Source organism: Microbacterium sp. bgisy189, from assembly GCF_057707225.1.
In genome coordinates this window covers 94,215-111,948 of sequence record NZ_JBYIPT010000004.1, presented here as the reverse complement: position 1 = coordinate 111,948, position 17,734 = coordinate 94,215, and the positions used below count along the sequence as shown (strand labels likewise).

18 protein-coding genes are annotated in these 17,734 nt (G+C 68.1%); 15 read left to right on the top strand and 3 right to left on the bottom strand.

Features of this window, described 5'->3' with window-relative positions; genetic code table 11:
- Positions 1-64 precede the first annotated feature (64 nt).
- The 5 genes from AC3ENX_RS07535 (at position 65) to AC3ENX_RS07515 (ending at position 4,626) form a co-directional block, all read left to right on the top strand.
- Entirely contained in the window at positions 65-577 is a 513-nt protein-coding gene (locus AC3ENX_RS07535; protein WP_434811248.1) for a glycine cleavage system transcriptional repressor, read from the top strand.
- A complete protein-coding gene (locus AC3ENX_RS07530; protein ID WP_434811247.1) occupies positions 574-1,251 on the top strand; it encodes a DNA alkylation repair protein in 678 nt (225 codons plus the stop codon). Before AC3ENX_RS07535 ends, AC3ENX_RS07530 begins: the two co-directional genes overlap by 4 nt.
- 139 nt (positions 1,252-1,390) lie before the next feature.
- A complete protein-coding gene (gene thrS / locus AC3ENX_RS07525; RefSeq protein ID WP_434811246.1) occupies positions 1,391-3,400 on the top strand; it encodes a threonine--tRNA ligase in 2,010 nt (669 codons plus the stop codon).
- Positions 3,397-3,951, top strand: a complete 555-nt coding sequence (locus tag AC3ENX_RS07520) for an HIT family protein (RefSeq protein ID WP_434811245.1) — start codon at positions 3,397-3,399, stop codon at positions 3,949-3,951. The genes thrS and AC3ENX_RS07520 overlap by 4 nt, the downstream gene beginning before the upstream one ends.
- Before the next feature lie 93 nt (positions 3,952-4,044).
- A complete protein-coding gene (locus tag AC3ENX_RS07515) occupies positions 4,045-4,626 on the top strand; it encodes a hypothetical protein (protein ID WP_434811244.1) in 582 nt (193 codons plus the stop codon).
- 9 nt (positions 4,627-4,635) lie between these two features.
- Here AC3ENX_RS07515 and pdxY read toward each other — a convergent pair whose 3' ends face one another.
- Both pdxY and AC3ENX_RS07505 read right to left on the bottom strand, forming a co-directional pair.
- Positions 4,636-5,487, bottom strand: a complete 852-nt coding sequence (pdxY, locus tag AC3ENX_RS07510; RefSeq protein ID WP_434811243.1) for a pyridoxal kinase PdxY — start codon at positions 5,485-5,487, stop codon at positions 4,636-4,638.
- A gap of 7 nt (positions 5,488-5,494) precedes the next feature.
- Positions 5,495-6,814 carry an aminotransferase class I/II-fold pyridoxal phosphate-dependent enzyme gene (locus tag AC3ENX_RS07505; protein WP_434811242.1) on the bottom strand — a complete coding sequence of 440 codons (1,320 nt, stop codon included), beginning with the start codon at positions 6,812-6,814 and terminating at the stop codon, positions 5,495-5,497.
- A 100-nt stretch (positions 6,815-6,914) separates the two neighbouring features.
- On the opposite strand from AC3ENX_RS07505, the gene pdxS reads away from it, so the two are divergent.
- The 10 genes from pdxS to AC3ENX_RS07455 all read left to right on the top strand — a co-directional run bounded on the left by pdxS (position 6,915) and on the right by AC3ENX_RS07455 (position 17,171).
- Positions 6,915-7,805: a pyridoxal 5'-phosphate synthase lyase subunit PdxS gene (pdxS, locus tag AC3ENX_RS07500; protein WP_434811241.1), complete on the top strand. Its 891-nt coding sequence runs from the start codon at positions 6,915-6,917 to the stop codon at positions 7,803-7,805.
- Complete coding sequence (pdxT, locus tag AC3ENX_RS07495) at positions 7,802-8,419, top strand: pyridoxal 5'-phosphate synthase glutaminase subunit PdxT (RefSeq protein ID WP_434811240.1); 618 nt, start codon at positions 7,802-7,804, stop codon at positions 8,417-8,419. The genes pdxS and pdxT overlap by 4 nt, the downstream gene beginning before the upstream one ends.
- A gap of 30 nt (positions 8,420-8,449) precedes the next feature.
- Positions 8,450-9,211, top strand: coding sequence for a YebC/PmpR family DNA-binding transcriptional regulator (locus AC3ENX_RS07490; protein WP_434811239.1), 762 nt, complete (start codon positions 8,450-8,452; stop codon positions 9,209-9,211).
- A 59-nt stretch (positions 9,212-9,270) separates the two neighbouring features.
- A complete protein-coding gene (gene ruvC, locus AC3ENX_RS07485; protein ID WP_434811238.1) occupies positions 9,271-9,834 on the top strand; it encodes a crossover junction endodeoxyribonuclease RuvC in 564 nt (187 codons plus the stop codon).
- A gap of 50 nt (positions 9,835-9,884) precedes the next feature.
- Complete coding sequence (gene ruvA / locus AC3ENX_RS07480) at positions 9,885-10,517, top strand: Holliday junction branch migration protein RuvA (RefSeq protein ID WP_434811237.1); 633 nt, start codon at positions 9,885-9,887, stop codon at positions 10,515-10,517.
- On the top strand, positions 10,510-11,547 hold the full coding sequence (gene ruvB, locus AC3ENX_RS07475) for a Holliday junction branch migration DNA helicase RuvB (RefSeq protein ID WP_434811236.1): 1,038 nt from the start codon (positions 10,510-10,512) through the stop codon (positions 11,545-11,547). The genes ruvA and ruvB overlap by 8 nt, the downstream gene beginning before the upstream one ends.
- Before the next feature lie 75 nt (positions 11,548-11,622).
- On the top strand, positions 11,623-12,075 hold the full coding sequence (locus AC3ENX_RS07470) for a preprotein translocase subunit YajC (RefSeq protein ID WP_434811235.1): 453 nt from the start codon (positions 11,623-11,625) through the stop codon (positions 12,073-12,075).
- A 43-nt stretch (positions 12,076-12,118) separates the two neighbouring features.
- Positions 12,119-13,858: a protein translocase subunit SecD gene (gene secD, locus AC3ENX_RS07465; RefSeq protein ID WP_434811234.1), complete on the top strand. Its 1,740-nt coding sequence runs from the start codon at positions 12,119-12,121 to the stop codon at positions 13,856-13,858.
- Positions 13,858-14,838, top strand: coding sequence for a protein translocase subunit SecF (secF, locus tag AC3ENX_RS07460; protein WP_434811233.1), 981 nt, complete (start codon positions 13,858-13,860; stop codon positions 14,836-14,838). The genes secD and secF overlap by 1 nt, the downstream gene beginning before the upstream one ends.
- A 53-nt stretch (positions 14,839-14,891) precedes the next feature.
- On the top strand, positions 14,892-17,171 hold the full coding sequence (locus tag AC3ENX_RS07455; protein ID WP_434811232.1) for a RelA/SpoT family protein: 2,280 nt from the start codon (positions 14,892-14,894) through the stop codon (positions 17,169-17,171).
- Here the strand turns inward: AC3ENX_RS07455 and AC3ENX_RS07450 are convergent.
- Complete coding sequence (locus AC3ENX_RS07450) at positions 17,158-17,727, bottom strand: type IV toxin-antitoxin system AbiEi family antitoxin (protein WP_434811231.1); 570 nt, start codon at positions 17,725-17,727, stop codon at positions 17,158-17,160. The genes AC3ENX_RS07455 and AC3ENX_RS07450 overlap by 14 nt on opposite strands.
- Between the last annotated feature and the right edge of the window lie 7 nt (positions 17,728-17,734).

Sequence of the window (17,734 nt, the reverse complement as noted above, 5' to 3'; positions counted from 1 at the left end):
GATCGTGCCAGAGCCCGCCGGTCGGCGCACCCCGGGCGGTGGCCTGACCCCGTAGGCTCGGCACATGGCACAGCTCGTACTGACCGTCGTGGGAGATGACCGGGTGGGCCTGGTCGGCGCCCTGGCCGAACGCATCGCCGCGCACGGCGGCAACTGGGAGCGTAGCGAGCTCGCCGAGCTCGCCGGCGCGTTCGCCGGCATCGTGCTGGTCTCCGTGCCCGACGCGAACGTCGACGCGTTGACGGCTGCCGTGCAGGAACTCGACGGGATGCTGCGGGTCACGGCGCACAGCGGCACCGGCACACCTGTGGCAGGGGATGTGCGCGAGCTGCAGTTCACGGTGCTCGGCAATGATCGTCCCGGCATCGTGCGCGACGTGACCGCCGCCATCACCGCGCACGCCCTCTCGATCGACGGCTTCCGCAGCCGCACGCTCGAGGCGCCCATGGCGGGCGGGACCCTGTTCGAAGCCGTCGTCGATGTGCGCATCCCCGACAGCGACGCCGCCGGCCGGCTCACCGAGGCGCTCGAGCGGCTCGCCGGGGAGATCCAGGTCGACGTCACCGTCGCGCAATGACGGCGACCGTCGCGCAGCTCCGCGCCGAGTTGCGCGCCGCCGCCGACCCCGCCCGCGCACCGGGCCAGCAGGCCTACATGAAGTCGGTGATGCCGTTCCTCGGTGTCACAGTGCCGCAAGTGCGCCGGCTCGCGCGCGCCGCCGCCAAGACGCTGCCGGACGCCGCTGCCGTCCTCGTTGTCGCCCGGGAGCTGTGGGATGCCGCGACCCATCGCGAGGAGCGCTATGCGGCGATGATGATGCTGGGCGCGCCGAAGGCCCGCGCCGACCTGGCATCGGTTCCGCTCATCGAACACATGGCCACGACCGGCCGGTGGTGGGATTTCAGCGACGACCTGGCCTCCCGTATGCAGGAACTGCACGATCGACATCCCGCGGAGACGGCTGAGATCGCGCGCCGGTGGAGCATCGGCGAGGACATGTGGCTGCGGCGCATCGCGATCATCTCGCAACTCGGACGCAAGGAGCGGGTCGACCTCGAGCTCCTCGACGCCGTCATCACCCCGAACATCGATGACCCGGAGTTCTTCATCCGCAAGGCGGTCGGGTGGGCGCTGCGCGACGCGGCGCGCGCGCACCCGGATTGGGTCCGCGACTTCGCAGCCACCCATCCGCTCAGCCCGCTGAGCCGCCGCGAAGCGCTCAAGCACGTCGGCGCGCGAGCGGTAGACTGACGCCATGGAACGTCGCCCGATGCGCAAGGCCGTCTGGTCGTGCGTCGGCACGCGAACGCGTCAGGCCTGAGCGGGCAGAGCGCGGCGTGCGCTCGAAGCTGAGTAGCCTTGACCGAGCCACCCACCTGGAGACACTCCCTTGACTGACGTCATCATCCCGTCGGACGTCACCTACCCGGCCGACGGATTCACCCTCTTTCCCGATCGCTCCGTCGTCGCGTTGCGCGTGAACGGCGAGTTGAAGGACCTCGCCACCGTCGTGACCGCGGATGACGCGGTCGAGCCGGTCACCGTCGACAGCCCAGACGGACTGTCGATCCTGCGCCATTCGACCGCGCACGTCCTCGCGCAGGCGGTGCAGCGCATCCGCCCGCAGGCGAACCTCGGCATCGGCCCGCCCGTTGTCGACGGCTTCTACTACGACTTCGGTGTCGACGAGCCGTTCACTCCCGAAGACCTCAAGGCCATCAAGAAGGAGATGGAGCGCATCGTTCGCGAGAACCAGCGCTTCGTCCGCCGCGTGGTCACCGACGACGAGGCCCGCGCCGAGCTCGCAGACGAGCCGTTCAAGCTCGAGCTGATCGGCCTCAAAGGCGGCGGCGCAGAGAAGACCGAGGGCGCCTCGGTCGAGGTGGGCGCAGGCGAGCTCACCATCTATGACAACGTGACCCGCGACGGCGAGACCGCGTGGAAGGACCTGTGCCGCGGTCCGCACGTGCCCGGAACCCGCATGATCGGCAACGGCTGGGACCTCACCCGCATCGCCGGCGCCTACTGGCGCGGCAGCGAGAAGAACCCGCAGCTGCAGCGCATCTACGGCACCGCGTGGCCGACCAAGGACGAGCTGCGCGCCTACCAGACCCGGCTCGAAGAGGCCGCCAAGCGCGACCACCGCAAGCTCGGCAAGGAGCTCGACCTGTTCTCGTTCCCCGACGAGATCGGGTCGGGCCTGAGCGTCTGGCATCCCAAGGGCGGCATCGTCCGCGGCGAGATGGAGCAGCACGCGCGCAAGCGTCATGTCGAGGGCGGCTACACCTACGTGTACACCCCACATATCTCGAAGGAGGACCTGTTCCTCACCTCGAATCACCTCGTCACCTACAAGGACGGCATGTTCCCGCCGATCGTCATGGACGAAGAGGTGGATGAGGACGGCACCGTCGTCAAGAAGGGCCAGGACTATTACCTGAAGCCCATGAACTGCCCGATGCACATCCTCATCTACAAGGAGCGCGCACGCAGCTACCGCGACCTGCCGATGCGTCTGGCCGAGAACGGCACCGTGTACCGCAACGAGCTCTCCGGCGCCCTTCACGGGCTCACCCGGGTGCGCGGATTCACCCAGGACGACTCGCACTTGTTCGTCACCCCCGACCAGCTCGAGGCCGAGACCACTCGGGTGCTGGCGTTCGTGATCTCGATGCTGCGCGACTTCGGTCTCGACGACTTCGAGCTCGAACTGTCGATGCGCGACGATGAGAAGGCCAAGTGGATCGGCACCGACGAGTTCTGGGAGTACTCGACCCAGGCCCTGCGAAACGTCGCGGTCGCAAGCGGGCTCAAGCTCACCGAGGTGCCCGGCGAGGCGGCGTTCTACGGTCCGAAGATCGACCTGAAGACCCGCGACGCCATCGGACGCACTTGGCAGCTGTCGACCGTGCAGGTCGACCCGAACCTTCCTGAGCGGTTCGGGCTGGAGTACACCGGCCCCGACGGTGAGAAGCACCGTCCGATCATGATCCACCGGGCACTGTTCGGGTCGATCGAGCGGTTCTTCGCGATCCTGCTCGAGCACTATGCGGGCGCGTTCCCGGTGTGGCTCGCGCCGCTGCAGGTCGTCGGCATCCCGGTGGCCGAGGCCTTCGGGCCGTACCTCGACGACGTCGTGCAGCGGCTGAAGGTCGCGGGCGTGCGCGCCGAGGTCGACCACTCCGACGACCGGATGCAGAAGAAGATCCGCACCCACACCACCGGGAAGGTGCCGATCCAGTTGATCGCGGGGGAGCAGGACCGCTCCGCCGGCACCGTGTCGTTCCGCTTCCGCGACGGCTCGCAGACCAACGGCATCCCGATCGACGAGGCGATCGCCAAGATCACCGCCGCGATCGCAAACCACACCCTCGTCGACACCGCCGAGGACCTGCCGTGACCGTCGGGGACGCCGGAGACGTGCGCAGCGAACCCGCAGACCACCTCGCCGGCGTCCCCGACGAGTTCCAGCGGCTGTGGACGCCGCACCGGATGGCATACATCCAGGCGGGCCCCGAGCCGCTGCGCGAGGAGTGCCCGTTCTGCGCCGCCCCGCAGCGCTCCGACGAGGACGGTCTGATCGTCGCGCGCGGTGAGACCGCCTACGTCATCCTCAACCTGTACCCGTACAACTCGGGCCACCTGATGGTGTGTCCGTACCGTCACATCGCCACGTACGACCAGGCGACGGTGGAGGAAGTCGCTGAGATCGGCGCCCTCACGCAGACCGCCATGCGGGTGCTGCGTGAGGTCTCGCGGTGCGACGGGTTCAACCTCGGCATGAACCAGGGTCGGGTCGCCGGCGCAGGCGTCGACGCGCACCTGCACCAGCACGTCGTCCCGCGATGGGCCACGGACGCGAACTTCTTCCCCATCATCGCGAAGACGAAGGCGTTGCCGCAGCTGCTCGGCGAAGTGCGCGAGGCCGTCACCGCCGCCTGGCCCGCCTGACGAGGACGCGCACGCGGCCGCTGCCCGACTGTGGACAATCGCGGGGGCAGGTATTTGCGCGTGGCTAGCTTGGACGTGACGAGAGGATCATCCATGCGCCATCGAAACGCGACGTTGCTGGTGGCAGCCGCCTTCCTGACGGCCGGACTCGCCGGCTGTGGAACGAACGCATCGCCCGAGCCCGACACGACCACGGAACCGGACACGAGCACGTCGGCTTCGCCCACACCGACGCCGACCGACAGCGTCACCGACGGAACGGCCGAGGCCCTCGCCGAACGCGACCGCTTCCTCGCCGAGCAGCAGCTGCCCACCGACAGCAGCATGCTGGTCGCCGTCACGCCGGAGCAGAAGGAGTTCATTGCGCAGCAGCGCGAGTACCTCGAGAGTCAAGGCGTCGCCTGGACCGAGCAGCACGAGACCATCTATCTCGCAGCCGCGGTGGATGCCTGCGAGACCGCCATCCTCAACGGCCACGACGTCGACGCCGCGCTGCTGGACGCGCACGTGACGAGCTCACCGATCTTCCAGACGGTGCTCGGAGATCTCGAAGGACGAGAGCGGGAGGCGGGTGAGCGCAACCTCGTGAGCATCATGGTGTTCGGCACCGGCTTCATCTGCCCCGACGACGCTCCCGGCTGGGAAGCCGCGTTCGACGAGGTCTACGGCTCGTAGCCGGCGGCCTCAGCGGACCTGCGTCACGTCGAACTGCATGCGCGGGTGGGCATACGCGTCCTGCGACTCGATGAGCTGCAGTTCGCGCTGCCCCGAACGGTGGGTGTTGTCGAGCAGATCCCACACACTCGACGTCGTCTTCGCGAGCGCGTCGGCGGCATCACCGCTCGCGCGGTAGTGCGCCGTGAACAGCGCCGCGGTGACGTCGCCGGAGCCGTTCGCCTTCATCGGAATGTGCGGCGTCTGCACGATCCACGCGCCGTCGGGTGTGACGGCGAGCATTTCGATCGTGCCCTCCGGCCGGTCGGGCCGCTCCACGCTCGTGACCAGCACCGTCGACGGCCCCATCGCCCGGGCCGCGTCTGCCGAGGCGAGGGTGGATGCCAGATCGTTCGGCTCGGTGCCGGTCAGGAACCCGAGTTCGAACTGGTTGGGCGTGATGATGTCGGCGGCCGGCACGACCTTCTCGCGGAGCAGGATCGGGATGGCGGGCGCCACGAAGCAGCCCGACTTTGCATTGCCCATTACCGGGTCGCACGAGTAGACGGCACTCGGGTTGGCGGACTTGACCCGAGCGACTGCATCGAGGATGACATCGGCGATGCCCTCGCTGCCCTGGTAGCCCGAGAGGACGACATCGATGTCGCCGAACGCGCCGCGTTCTTCGATCCCTGTGATGACCTCGCGCACGTCGTCGGGGGCGATGAGCGGTCCTCGCCACGCCCCGTACCCGGTGTGGTTGGAGAAGTTCACCGTGTAGACGGGCAGCACTTCGACGCCGATCCGCTGCAGCGGGAAGACGGCGGCCGAGTTGCCCACGTGACCGTATGCGACAGCGGACTGGATGGACAGGATCTTCATCGGAGGATCATCCCACTTTCGGGTTCGAGACGGCGGCGGCGATGTCTGCCGCCAGGCGACGCTGATCGGCATCGCCGAGATCGTGGACGGTCAGTCGCAGGTGCTGGGCGACGCTCGACGCTGCAAGCACGAACTCGTCACCGGGCCGGGCGAGCCAGCCGCGGCGCATGAGGTGGTCCGCGACGGTGCGGCCTGGCAGCGGCAGCGGCACCCAGACGTTCAGACCATCGCCGACGCTCGCATCGAGGCCGACATCGTGGAGCGCGCCGACGAACGTCCTGTTGCGCGCGCGGTAGTGGGCGCCGGCATCCGCGATCTGCCGCACGACCGACGGGTCGGTCATGAGCGCGTGCACCAGCCGCTGCAGCAGGTGGCTCACCCACGTCGTGCCGGGCGTGAGCCGCTGCGCCAGGCGCTCTGCAGTGTCGGGGTCGGATGCCGTCACGGCCAGACACATGTCGGGGCCGAGGAACTTCGAGACCGATCGCACGAGCGCCCAGCGGCGATGGTCGGGTCCGATGATCGAGTGGTAGTCCTGTGAGGACAGCAGCGAGAAGTGGTCGTCTTCGATCACCAGCACGTACGGGTGGTCGGCAAGCACGGCGCGGAGCGCCTCGGCACGCGCGGCACTCGTGCTCGCACCCGTCGGATTCTGGGCTCGCGGGGTGCAGACGACGGCCCGGGCACCGGCCGCCAAGGCCGACCGCAGCCCGTCGACGGTCATGCCCTCGTCGTCGACGGGCACCGCCAGCGGACGGTATCCGCCCAACCGCACGGTGTGGATGCTGGAGAGGAAGCACGGGTCTTCGAGGGCGACCGCGTCGTCGCGGGTGAGTGCCCCGGTGAGCAGCCGCTCGATCGCGTCCGATGCGCCGCCGGTGATCGTCAGGGCGAGGTCAGGGGAGGCCTGGGCCGCGTCGGCGAACCAGTCTCGCGCCCAGCGCTCGAGCCCCGGGTCGATGAGCGGCTCGCCATACAGAACGGGTCGGCCGGCCATCGCGGTGAGCGCGGCCGACGGATCCGGGATGCGTGTCGGGTCGGGATTGCCCGTGCCGATGTCACGCAGGACGCTGTCGGCGGCGAAGCCCTCCTGCGGGACGGGCGCCGCCCCCGTGACCCGCGTGCCTCCCCGGCCGTGACCTGCGACCACGCCTGCCAGCGCCAGCTGTCGATACGCGGCGACGACCGTGTTGCGGTTGACGTCGAGGTTTTCGGCGAGGGCGCGCACCGACGGGAGTGCATCGTCGGGGCGCAGGACGCCGCGGTCGACGAGCCCACGCACACTCTCGGCGATCTCCGTCGCCGATCTGCCCGAGATCGTCGTCATGTCACATCCCTTCACGCACGATCAGCCTACGTGGTGGGCCATGCTAGCTTTTGACCTAGGCCATAGCCCTATCCCCTTCCACCGCTCGAGGAGAGTGCCCATGTCGACGCCCACCACCGGATCCTCGCGCGTGAAGCGCGGTCTCGCCGAAATGCTGAAGGGCGGCGTCATCATGGACGTCGTCACGCCCGACCAGGCGAAGATCGCCGAGGATGCCGGCGCGGTCGCGGTCATGGCGCTCGAGCGTGTGCCTGCCGACATCCGTGCGCAGGGCGGCGTTTCGCGCATGAGCGACCCCGACATGATCGACGGCATCATCGAGGCCGTCTCGATCCCCGTGATGGCGAAGGCCCGCATCGGCCACTTCGTCGAAGCGCAGGTGCTGCAGGAGCTCGGCGTCGACTATATCGACGAGTCCGAGGTCCTCTCACCGGCCGACTACGTGAACCACATCGACAAGTACGACTTCACCGTGCCGTTCGTGTGCGGCGCGACCAATCTCGGTGAGGCGCTTCGCCGCATCAACGAGGGCGCCGCCATGATCCGCTCCAAGGGCGAGGCCGGCACCGGCGATGTCTCGGAGGCGATGAAGCACATCCGCAAGATCAAGGGCGAGATCGCGGCCCTCGGCGCCCTGTCGAAGGACCAGCTCTACGTCGCCGCCAAGGAACTGCAGGCACCGTACGAGCTCGTCGTCGAGATCGCCGAAACCGGCACACTGCCGGTCGTGCTGTTCGTCGCCGGCGGTGTCGCCACCCCGGCCGACGCGGCGATGATGATGCAGCTCGGCGCCGATGGCGTGTTCGTCGGCTCGGGCATCTTCAAGAGCGGCAACCCCGCCGAGCGCGCCGCGGCGATCGTGAAGGCGACGACGTTCTTCGACGACGCCAAGGTCATCGCCGACGTCTCGCGCGGCCTCGGTGAGGCGATGGTCGGGATCAACGTGTCGGACCTGCCCGCACCGCACCGCCTCGCTGAGCGCGGGTGGTGACCGCGACCCGCATCGGCGTGCTCGCCCTGCAGGGCGACGTCCGCGAGCATGCCAAGGTGCTCGCCGAACTCGGCGCGGACGTGACGCTCGTGCGCCGACCTGCCGAGCTCGGCGAGGTCGATGGGCTGGTGCTGCCCGGCGGCGAATCGAGCGTGATCGACAAACTGTCGCGCACGTTCGGCATGCAGCAGCCGTTGCGTGACGCGATCACGGGCGGCATGCCGGTGTACGGCACGTGCGCCGGACTCATCCTGCTGGCTGACCGCATCACCGACGGCATCGCCGGTCAGCAGACCTTGGGCGGCCTCGATGTCACGGTGCAGCGCAACGCCTTCGGCAGTCAGGTCGACTCGTTCGAGACCGATCTCGACGTCCCGGCGCTCGGCGACCCGCCCGTGCACGCCGTGTTCATCCGGGCACCGCTCGTCCTCGAGACCGGGCCCGGCGTCGAGACACTGGCGGCGCTGGACGACGGTCGGATCGTCGCGGTGCGCCAGGGCGACCTCATCGGCACCTCATTCCATCCGGAGGTCACCGGCGAGCACCGATTCCACGCACTGCTGGTCGAGACGGTGCGCGCGAGGGTCGAGGCCGCACGCGACGCCCGCGGGTAGACTGATCGACGGCTTTTCGAGAGGAGCTCCGTGTCCGGACATTCCAAGTGGGCCACGACCAAGCACAAGAAGGCGGTCATCGACGCGCGCCGTGCCAAGTCGTGGGCCAAGCTCATCAAGAACATCGAGGTGGCGGCCAAGCTCGGCGGCGCCGACCTGCAGGGCAACCCGACGCTGTTCGACGCTGTCCTCAAGGCGAAGAAGACCTCGGTCCCCAAGGACAACATCGATCGGGCGATCAAGCGCGGCGCCGGCATCGGCGGCGAGTCCGTCGAGTACTCGTCGATCACGTACGAGGGCTATGGTCCCAATGGCGTCGCGCTCATGATCGAGTGTCTGACCGACAACAAGAACCGCGCTGCGGCTGAAGTCCGCACCGCGCTCAGCCGCAACGGCGGCACGCTTGCCGACCCCGGTTCGGTCGCCTACAACTTCACTCGCAAGGGCGTCATCGTCGTCGGCGGCGAGGGCACCACCGAAGATGACGTGATGCTCGCCGTGCTCGAAGCCGGCGCCGAAGAGGTCGAGCCGCACGCGCAGGGCTATGAGGTCGTCACCGAGGCGACCGATCTGGTCACGGTACGCACGGCACTGCAGGATGCCGGCATCGACTACGAGTCGGCGGATGTCGAGTTCGTGCCGAACCTCAAAGTCGAGATCGACGCGGACACCGCTCGCAAGATCTTCCGTCTGATCGACGCCCTCGAAGACAGCGACGACGTGCAGAACGTCTTCAGCAACTTCGCCCTGAGCGCCGAGGTGCAGGCCGAGCTCGAGAACGACGAGGACTGACCTCGGCGAAACGCATGCGCCGTTGAGCGGATGCCGCGATCCGCGCGTAGCGTGGACACGTGGCATCCGCTCTTCGCGTTCTCGGCATCGACCCCGGTCTCACCCGCTGCGGCGTCGGGGTCGTCGATGTGCGCCGCGATCGCTCCGCATCGCTCGTGCACGTCGGCGTCGTGCGCTCTGCGCCCGACGAGCCGATCGAGCGTCGCCTCGCGACGATCGCCGCGGGGATCCGCGTCGTGCTCGGTGCGCACAGTCCGGATGTCGTCGCGGTGGAACGCGTGTTCGCACAGCACAACCGCAACACCGTGATGGGCACGGCCCAGGCCAGCGGAATCGCACTCCTGCTCGCGGCCGAGCACGGTCTGCCGGCGGCCACGCACACACCATCCGAAGTCAAAGCAGCGATCACCGGCTACGGCTCGGCCGACAAGCTGCAGGTGCAGACGATGGTCGCGCGTGTGCTGCGACTGGACACGCTCCCGCAGCCCGCAGACGCCGCCGACGCGCTCGCACTGGCCCTGTGTCACGCGTGGCGACGGGGGAGTGCCGCCACCCCGACGGGCGGCGCGCTCACGCCGGCTCAGCGCGCGTGGGCAGATGCCGAGCGGCTCACCCGGCGCTGACGACGCGTGTCGCTCGAACAAATGTCCGAAGGGGCCCGTAGGCTCAAAACATGATCTCCTCCCTGCGCGGTCACGTTCTGCACCTGGACGCCGAGTCGGTGATCGTCGACGTCGGTGGAGTCGGCTACGCAGTCGCGGTGACGCCGCAGTTGGCCCGGGAGTTCCACGTCGGCGATGAGATCGTCCTCCACACGAACCTCGTGGTCCGCGAAGACTCGCTCTCGCTCTTCGGTTTTCAGGGTCGCGACGAGCTCTCCGTCTTCCTGCACCTGCTGAGTGTGTCGGGGGTCGGCCCGAAGTCCGCACTCGGCGTGCTGTCGTCGCTCACCGCCGATCAGATCCACGATGCGGTCGCGGCGGAGGACGACGCACCGTTCCGGCGCGTGTCCGGCATCGGCCCGAAGACGGCGAAGCTCATCGTCGTGCAGTTGGCGGGCAAGCTCAAGGCGCTGCCGCGCGCCGCGGCGACCGCCGGATCGGCGTCCGCCGCGCCGGACCTGGCCCGGCAGGTCGTCGAAGCGCTCATCGCCTTGGGATGGTCCGAACGCGTGGCCACCGAAGTGGTCGACGACGTCACCGCTGCGTCGGACGCCGCGACCGTGCCGGCACTCCTGAAGCTCGCGCTCGCTCAGCTCGGCCCGGCGCGAAGCCCGAAGGCGACGAAGGAGCAGAGCAGTGTCTGAGGCGAGGGCTGCACACGACCCCGCGCTTGCCGAGGACGAGACCGAACTCGCCGTCGAAGGCGCGCTCCGGCCCGGCTCACTCGCCGAGTTCGTCGGCCAGCAGAAGGTGCGCGGGCAGCTGCAGCTGTTGCTCGACGCCGCCCGCATCCAGGAGCGGCCCGCCGATCACATCTTGCTGTCGGGGCCGCCCGGACTCGGCAAGACGACGCTCGCCATGATCGTCGCGCACGAGAGCGGCAGACCGTTGCGACTGTCGAGCGGTCCGGCGATTCAGCACGCGGGTGATCTCGCGGCGCTGCTTTCGAGCCTCATGCCGGGCGAAGTGCTCTTCATCGACGAGATCCACCGCATGGCCCGCTCCGCCGAGGAGATGCTGTACCTCGCGATGGAGGACTTCCGCATCGACATCATGGTGGGCAAGGGCGCCGGCGCCACCAGCATCCCGCTCGACCTCGCGCCGTTCACGCTCGTCGGGGCCACCACTCGGGCCGGGCTGCTGCCCAATCCGCTGCGCGACCGCTTCGGGTTCACGGCGCATCTGGAATATTACGAACCCGACGAACTCGAACAGGTCGTCGCACGATCGGCATCCATGCTCGATGTGCGCCTGCCCCGAGAGGCACGCGCCGAGATCGCCCGACGCAGCCGCGGCACTCCCCGAATCGCGAACCGCCTGCTGCGCCGCGTGCGCGACTTCGTCATCGTGCACCGCGCGGGACTCGACGCCACGATCGACGACGTGTCGGCTGCGCTCGAGCTCTACGACGTGGATTCCATCGGCCTGGACCGACTCGACCGAGCCGTGCTCGATGCCGTTGTGCGTCGCTTCCGGGGCGGCCCCGTCGGGCTCGGCACGCTCGCCGTCACCGTCGGCGAAGAGGCGGAGACGATCGAGTCGGTCGTCGAGCCGTACCTCGTGCGGATCGGGTTTCTGGGGCGCACGCCGCGTGGGCGGGTGGCCACCCCCGACGCGTACCAGCATCTGCAGGTGCCGCGCGCCGAAGAGGCGCTGAGATTCGATGACCTATAATCGCTGAAGGCTTTCGCCTGCCATCGTTTCGCGCGCCGCTGCGCGCATCCACTTGTGAAAGGTGCCTCCGCGCCCATGCTTTTCGCTGCGACTCCCGCACCCGCCCAGGCCGACGGCTTCGCCGGCTTCTTCGCGCAGTACGGTCTGCTGATCCTGCTGCTCATCCTCATCGTCTTCATGTTCTGGAGCTCGCGTCGTCGCCAGCAGCGCATGAAGGCCGAGCAGGAGGAGAAGGCCGCGAAGATGCTGCCGGGCGCGAAGGTGCTCCTGCAGGGTGGGCTGTACGGCACGATCGTCGAATACGACGGCGACGACCTGTCGAAGTCGGCACACGTCGAACTCGCCCCGGGCGTGGTCGTCGAGGTGCACAGCCAGGCCGTGCTGCGGATCGTCGAGGACGAAGCGGTCGCAGACGCCGACGAACAGATCCCCGGCGACGACGTCATCGAGTCGACCCCGGCGCCTGAATCCGTCGAGAAGCCGGCCGCAGAGGCTGCGCCCGACACGGACGACAAGCCCAAGGCCTGAGTTCCCACACCGCCAGGCGGTGCTCCCAGAAAGCTGACCATCCGTGGCCACATCCACCCCTGTCCGCCATGCCTGGCGTGCGCTGACCGGCCTCATCGTCGTCACCGCCGTCCTGTTCGGGATCAACGCGCTCGGCGCATTCGTCTTCAAGGACGCCGACGGCGGGCCAGCCAGCTCCTGGCTGCCTGAGCTCGCCCTCGACCTGCAGGGCGGCACGCAGATCATCCTCGAAGCCCAGACCGAGGACGGAGCGGCGCCGAGCACCGAGCAGATGGATCAGGCGGTCACGATCATCCGCCAGCGCGTCGACGCCTCGGGTGTCGGCGAAGCGCACATCACGACCCAGGCCGGCAACCAGATCGTCGTCCAGGTTCCGGGCGAGGCCGACGAGGACACCCGCAACCGCATCGAGGCTTCCGCGCAGCTGCAGCTGCGTGCCGTGCTCGCCACCACAGCAGGCACGAACACGTACATCGGCGAGGACGGCAACGAGACCCCGTACCCGACCCCCGACCCGACACTCAACGCGGTTCCGACACCCGAGCCCACCGGCGCGAGCGACCTCGCGTGGGTCACCGAGGCGCTGTACGCCGAGTTCCTCGCCTACGACTGCGCATCGACCGAGAACGACCCGGCATCGCAGCCCGCAAGCGAACCGCTCATCACGTGCGACGCCGAGGGCGCGGGCAAATATCTCCTCGGCCCGGTCGAGATCACCGGCGAATCGATCGACGACGCCAGCAACGGCGTGAACAGCCAGAACGGTCAGTGGGTCGTCAACATCGTCTTCGACTCGGAGGGCACCGAGACATTCGGCGAGATCAGCCAGCGCCTCTACGCGTTCACCCAGGCGGGCACGACGCCGCAGAATCAGTTCGCATTCGTGCTCGACGGCGCCGTCCTCTCGGCACCGACGATGAACGCCGTCATCCTCGACGGCAAGCCGCAGATCAGCGGCAGCTTCGACCAGGACTCGTCGAAGGTGCTCGCCGACCAGCTCAAGTACGGCGCGCTGCCGCTGAGCTTCGAAGTGCAGTCGAGCAACTCGATCTCGGCGACCCTCGGCTCGCAGCAGCTGCAGATCGGCCTCATCGCCGGCCTCATCGGCCTCGCCCTGGTCGCCATCTACTCGCTCGTCGTGTACCGCGCACTGGGCTTCGTCATCATCGCCTCGCTCGGCGTGATGGCCGTACTCACCTACATCACGCTCTGCATCCTGGCGTGGCGGATGGGCTTCCGCCTGTCGCTCGCCGGCGTCGCAGGCCTCATCGTGACGATCGGCTTCACGGCCGACTCGTTCATCGTCTACTTCGAGCGCATCCGCGACGAGTTGCGCGACGGCAAGTCGATTACGAGTGCCGTCGAGGACGGGTGGGGCCGCGCGAAGCGCACGATCTACATTTCGAAGTCGATCAACATCCTCGCCGCCGTCGTGCTCTACATCCTGGCGGATGCGACGGTGAAGGGCTTCGCGTTCACCCTCGGCCTCACGACCGCGATCGACATCCTCATCTTCATCCTCTTCACCCACCCGGTGCTGCAGCTGCTCGCCCGTACGCGGTTCTTCGGGAGCGGGCACCCGCTGTCGGGGCTCGATCCCGACGCACTCGGCGCCGTCTACCGTGGGCGTGCGCAGTTCCGCACTCCCGTCGCGGCGGCGAGCAAGGGCTCGGCAGCCAGGTCGTCGAAGGCCCGAGGCGAAGCGCAACGCCGACAGACGATCGCGGAGCGCAAGCTCGCGCAACAGGACGATAGTCGCCGCACGACGGAGGGGGACGACTGATGCGCTCCATGAATCAGCTCGGAAACGACCTCTACACCGGTAAGACATCGTTCCCGTTCGTCGGGCGCCGCCGGCTGTGGTTCATCATCGCCGCCGTGCTCGTGATCGGCGCGGCACTCGTGCCGCTGTTCCGCCCGGTCGCCTTCTCGATCGAGTTCACGGGCGGATCGCAGTTCACCGTCAACGGGGTCAGCGATCTCGACCAGGCGACGGCGACCGACGCGGTCCAGAGCGTCGTCCCCGACGCGACCACGAAGGTCACCACGATCGGTCAGGACGCAGTTCGCATCCAGACCGATCAGATGGAAGACCAAGAAACCCGTGACGTGACGGCCGCTCTCGCCGACGCTTACGGTGTCGAAACGGCGCAGGTCAGCTCGTCGTTCATCGGTCCCGCGTGGGGTGAGGACGTGACCCGTCAGTCGCTGTGGGGACTCGCGATCTTCCTCGCGTTGACCTTCCTGATCCTGGCGATCTACTTCCGCACCTGGAAGATGTCGGTCGCCGCGATCGTCGGTCTCGTCGACGTGCTCGTGATCACGATCGGTGTGTACGCACTGTTCGGCTTCGAGATCTCGCCCGCCGCCGTCATCGGCTTCCTGACGATCCTGTCGTACTCGCTGTACGACACGACCGTCGTCTTCGACAAGATCCGCGAGAACACGAGCGAAGAATCCGGTCGCACGTTCGGCGAATCCGTCAACCTCGCTGTGAACCAGACACTCGTCCGATCGATCAACACGACCGTCGTCGCGGCGCTGCCGACCGGCGCGATCCTGTTCATCGGAGCGCTGTGGCTCGGCGCCCAGACACTTACCGACATCTCGCTGTCGATCTTCGTCGGCACGATCGTCGCCGCGTACTCGACGCTGTTCGTCGCAGCGCCGCTCTACTCGCTGCTGCGCGAGGGCGAGGAGTCGATCACCGACCGCGACGGGCGCATGCGCACGACGCGGGACCGTGAGCTCGGCGAGATCTGACACCGCCGCCGCGGGCGTAGGATTGTCGGGTTGCACACGTCGGAGGTGACCGGATGACGCAGGCGAGTCAAGCGCCCCTTCCGGGCGCCCAGCCGCCATCGTCACTGCGCCGTCTGGTGCCGCGCCTGTTCTCGCGGGCGCCCTCTCGAAGCGACGGCGTCGAGCAACTCATCCGCACCGTCCGGACACACCATCCCAAGGGCGATCTGGCCGTCATCGAGCGCGCGTACGCGGTGGCCGAGAAGGCGCATTCGTCGCAGAAGCGCCAGAGCGGCGAGCCGTACATCACACACCCGCTCGCCGTCGCGCAGATCCTCGCCGATCTCGGCCTCGGCCCGCGCGCGATCGCAGCCGCCCTGTTGCACGACACCGTCGAAGACACCGACTACAGCCTCGAGACCCTCAGCTCGGAGTTCGGTGACGAGATCTCGATGCTCGTCGACGGCGTGACCAAGCTCGACAAGGTCAAGTACGGCGACGCCGCGCAGGCCGAGACGGTCCGAAAGATGATCGTCGCGATGTCGAAAGACATCCGGGTGCTGCTCATCAAGCTCGCCGACCGGTTGCACAACGCCAGGACGTGGGGCTTCGTGCCACCCGAGAAGGCCGCAAAGAAGGCGACCGAGACCCTCGAGATCTATGCGCCGCTCGCGAATCGACTCGGCATCCAGGCGATCAAGAGCGAACTCGAAGACCTCTCGTTCGCGGTGCTGCACCCGAAGCTCTACGTCGAGATCGACAGTCTCGTCAAGCAGCGCACGCCGCAGCGTGAACAGTACGTGCAGACTGTGATCGACGCCGTCGAATCCGACCTGCGGGAGCTTCGCATCCGCGGCCGTGTCATGGGCCGCCCGAAGCAGCTGTATTCCGTCTACCAGAAGATGGTGGTGCGCGGTCGCGAGTTCGATGACATCTACGACCTGATCGGCATCCGCGTGCTGGTCGGTACCGTGCGCGACTGCTACGCGGTGCTCGGTTCGATTCACGCGCGGTGGACGCCGTTGCCGGGCCGGTTCAAGGACTACATCGCGACGCCGAAGTTCAATCTGTACCAATCGCTGCACACGACGGTCATGGGCCCGGGCGGCCGCACCGTCGAGATCCAGATCCGGACGAACGAGATGCACCAGCAGGCCGAGTACGGCGTCGCTGCGCACTGGAAGTACAAGGAGCAGGTCAACGGCGGCAGCGGCGCAAAGAGCGGCGCCGGCTCGGTGGATGCCGATATGGCCTGGCTCGCGCACATCTCCGACTGGCAGGCCGAAACGGCCGATCCGGGTGAGTTCCTCGATTCGCTGCGGTTCGAGATCGGGGCGAAAGAGGTCTACGTCTTCACCCCGAAGGGGCGCGTCGTCGGACTTCCCGCCGGGGCGACACCGGTCGACTTCGCCTACGCGGTGCACACAGAGGTCGGCCATCGCACGATGGGTGCCAAAGTCAACGGCCGGCTGGTGCCGCTCGAGTCGGAGCTGAGCTCCGGCGATGTCGTCGAGGTGTTCACGTCGAAGAACCCCGATGCGGGTCCCAGCCAGGACTGGCTGGGCTTCGTGAAGAGCACCCGCGCGCGCAGCAAGATCCGCGGCTGGTTCACGAAGGAGCGTCGCGAAGAGGCCATCGAGCAGGGCAAGGACGCGATCGCACGGGCGATGCGGCGCCAGAACCTGCCGCTGCAACGCCTCATGGGGCAGGAATCGCTCGCCGAGGTCGCGCAGCAGTTGCGCTACGAGGACGTCTCAGCCCTCTACGCCGCCGTCGGCGAAGGGCACGTTTCGACGCAGTCGGTGATCGAGAAGGTCACCGCGCTCGTGCGCAGCCAGGAGGAGACCTCCACCGGTCCCATCGACATACCGCAGGTGGGCCGTTCGAAGGCGCCGCGCGGTGGCGACTCGGGCGTGCTCGTTCGCGGTGCCGGCGACATCCTCGTCAAGCTTGCGAAGTGCTGCACGCCGGTTCCCGGCGACGAGATCGTCGGGTTCGTCACGCGTGGCAGCGGTGTCTCGGTGCACCGTGCCGATTGCACGAACGTGCGTTCGCTCACCGACGAGCCGGACCGCATGATCGATGTGAGTTGGGCGCCGACGACCAAGAGCGTGTTCATGGTGCAGATCCAGGTCGAGGCGCTCGACCGCTCCGGTCTGCTCAGCGACGTCACGCGGGTGCTCAGTGAGCATCACGTGAACATCCTGTCCGCGTCGGTGTCGACCAGCAACGACCGGCTCGCGGTGAGCCGCTTCGTCTTCGAGATGGGCGACATCGTGCACCTCGACCGTGTGCTGAACGCCGTCCGCCGCATCGACGCGGTGTACGACGTGTACCGCGTCACCTCGTCCTGACCGCGCTTGCGCGCGAGGCCTCCGCGCGCAGCCACGCCAGCGCCGTCCGCTTGTGATGGACCGGTTTGGTCTGCTCGAGCCATTCGACGGCGGCATCCCGGAGGTCTGGGTGCGCGTCGAAGAGGCCTCGCAGCGCGCGTTGATCGCCGTGCTCGCCTGCGACGGCTTCACGCGTGAGATCCGCACAGGTCCGCGCCGGAGTGGTCACGAGCACGCCCCCGATCAATGCGACGTCGTCATCGGGAATGGCAAGGTCGCTGTACCGAAGCCGAACGTCGATCACGTGCGGAATCCGGTGGCCGACGGCCCGCTGCACGCGATGCCGGGCCGGGGGCGTCAACCGGAATCCGTGCACCCACGCCGCGGATTCGTGCGTGAACGCGATTTCGCCCCGCGCCAACGTGCGGAGCGAGCTTGCCCGCAGCTCTCGCGTCTCGACCGCGTCAGCCGGGATGTAGCCGTCGCCGAGTTCGACCAGCACGCCGTCCAGTCTCGCCGCGGCCAGCTCAGCGCGGGAGAGTCGTTCATCGGCAAAGTACAGGAACGGTGACGGCATGTGCCGA

What these genes read in the sequence shown, in the direction of transcription:
- AC3ENX_RS07515 (WP_434811244.1), top strand. Translation starts at nt 4,045, where the DNA reads ATGCGCCATCGAAACGCGACGTTGCTGGTGGCAGCCGCCTTCCTGACG.
- AC3ENX_RS07455 (WP_434811232.1), top strand. Translation starts at nt 14,892, where the DNA reads ATGACGCAGGCGAGTCAAGCGCCCCTTCCGGGCGCCCAGCCGCCATCG.
- ruvA (WP_434811237.1), top strand. Translation starts at nt 9,885, where the DNA reads ATGATCTCCTCCCTGCGCGGTCACGTTCTGCACCTGGACGCCGAGTCG.
- AC3ENX_RS07450 (WP_434811231.1), bottom strand. Translation starts at nt 17,727, where the DNA reads ATGCCGTCACCGTTCCTGTACTTTGCCGATGAACGACTCTCCCGCGCT.
- AC3ENX_RS07470 (WP_434811235.1), top strand. Translation starts at nt 11,623, where the DNA reads ATGCTTTTCGCTGCGACTCCCGCACCCGCCCAGGCCGACGGCTTCGCC.
- AC3ENX_RS07505 (WP_434811242.1), bottom strand. Translation starts at nt 6,814, where the DNA reads ATGACGACGATCTCGGGCAGATCGGCGACGGAGATCGCCGAGAGTGTG.
- secF (WP_434811233.1), top strand. Translation starts at nt 13,858, where the DNA reads ATGCGCTCCATGAATCAGCTCGGAAACGACCTCTACACCGGTAAGACA.
- AC3ENX_RS07530 (WP_434811247.1), top strand. Translation starts at nt 574, where the DNA reads ATGACGGCGACCGTCGCGCAGCTCCGCGCCGAGTTGCGCGCCGCCGCC.
- pdxY (WP_434811243.1), bottom strand. Translation starts at nt 5,487, where the DNA reads ATGAAGATCCTGTCCATCCAGTCCGCTGTCGCATACGGTCACGTGGGC.
- AC3ENX_RS07535 (WP_434811248.1), top strand. Translation starts at nt 65, where the DNA reads ATGGCACAGCTCGTACTGACCGTCGTGGGAGATGACCGGGTGGGCCTG.
- pdxS (WP_434811241.1), top strand. Translation starts at nt 6,915, where the DNA reads ATGTCGACGCCCACCACCGGATCCTCGCGCGTGAAGCGCGGTCTCGCC.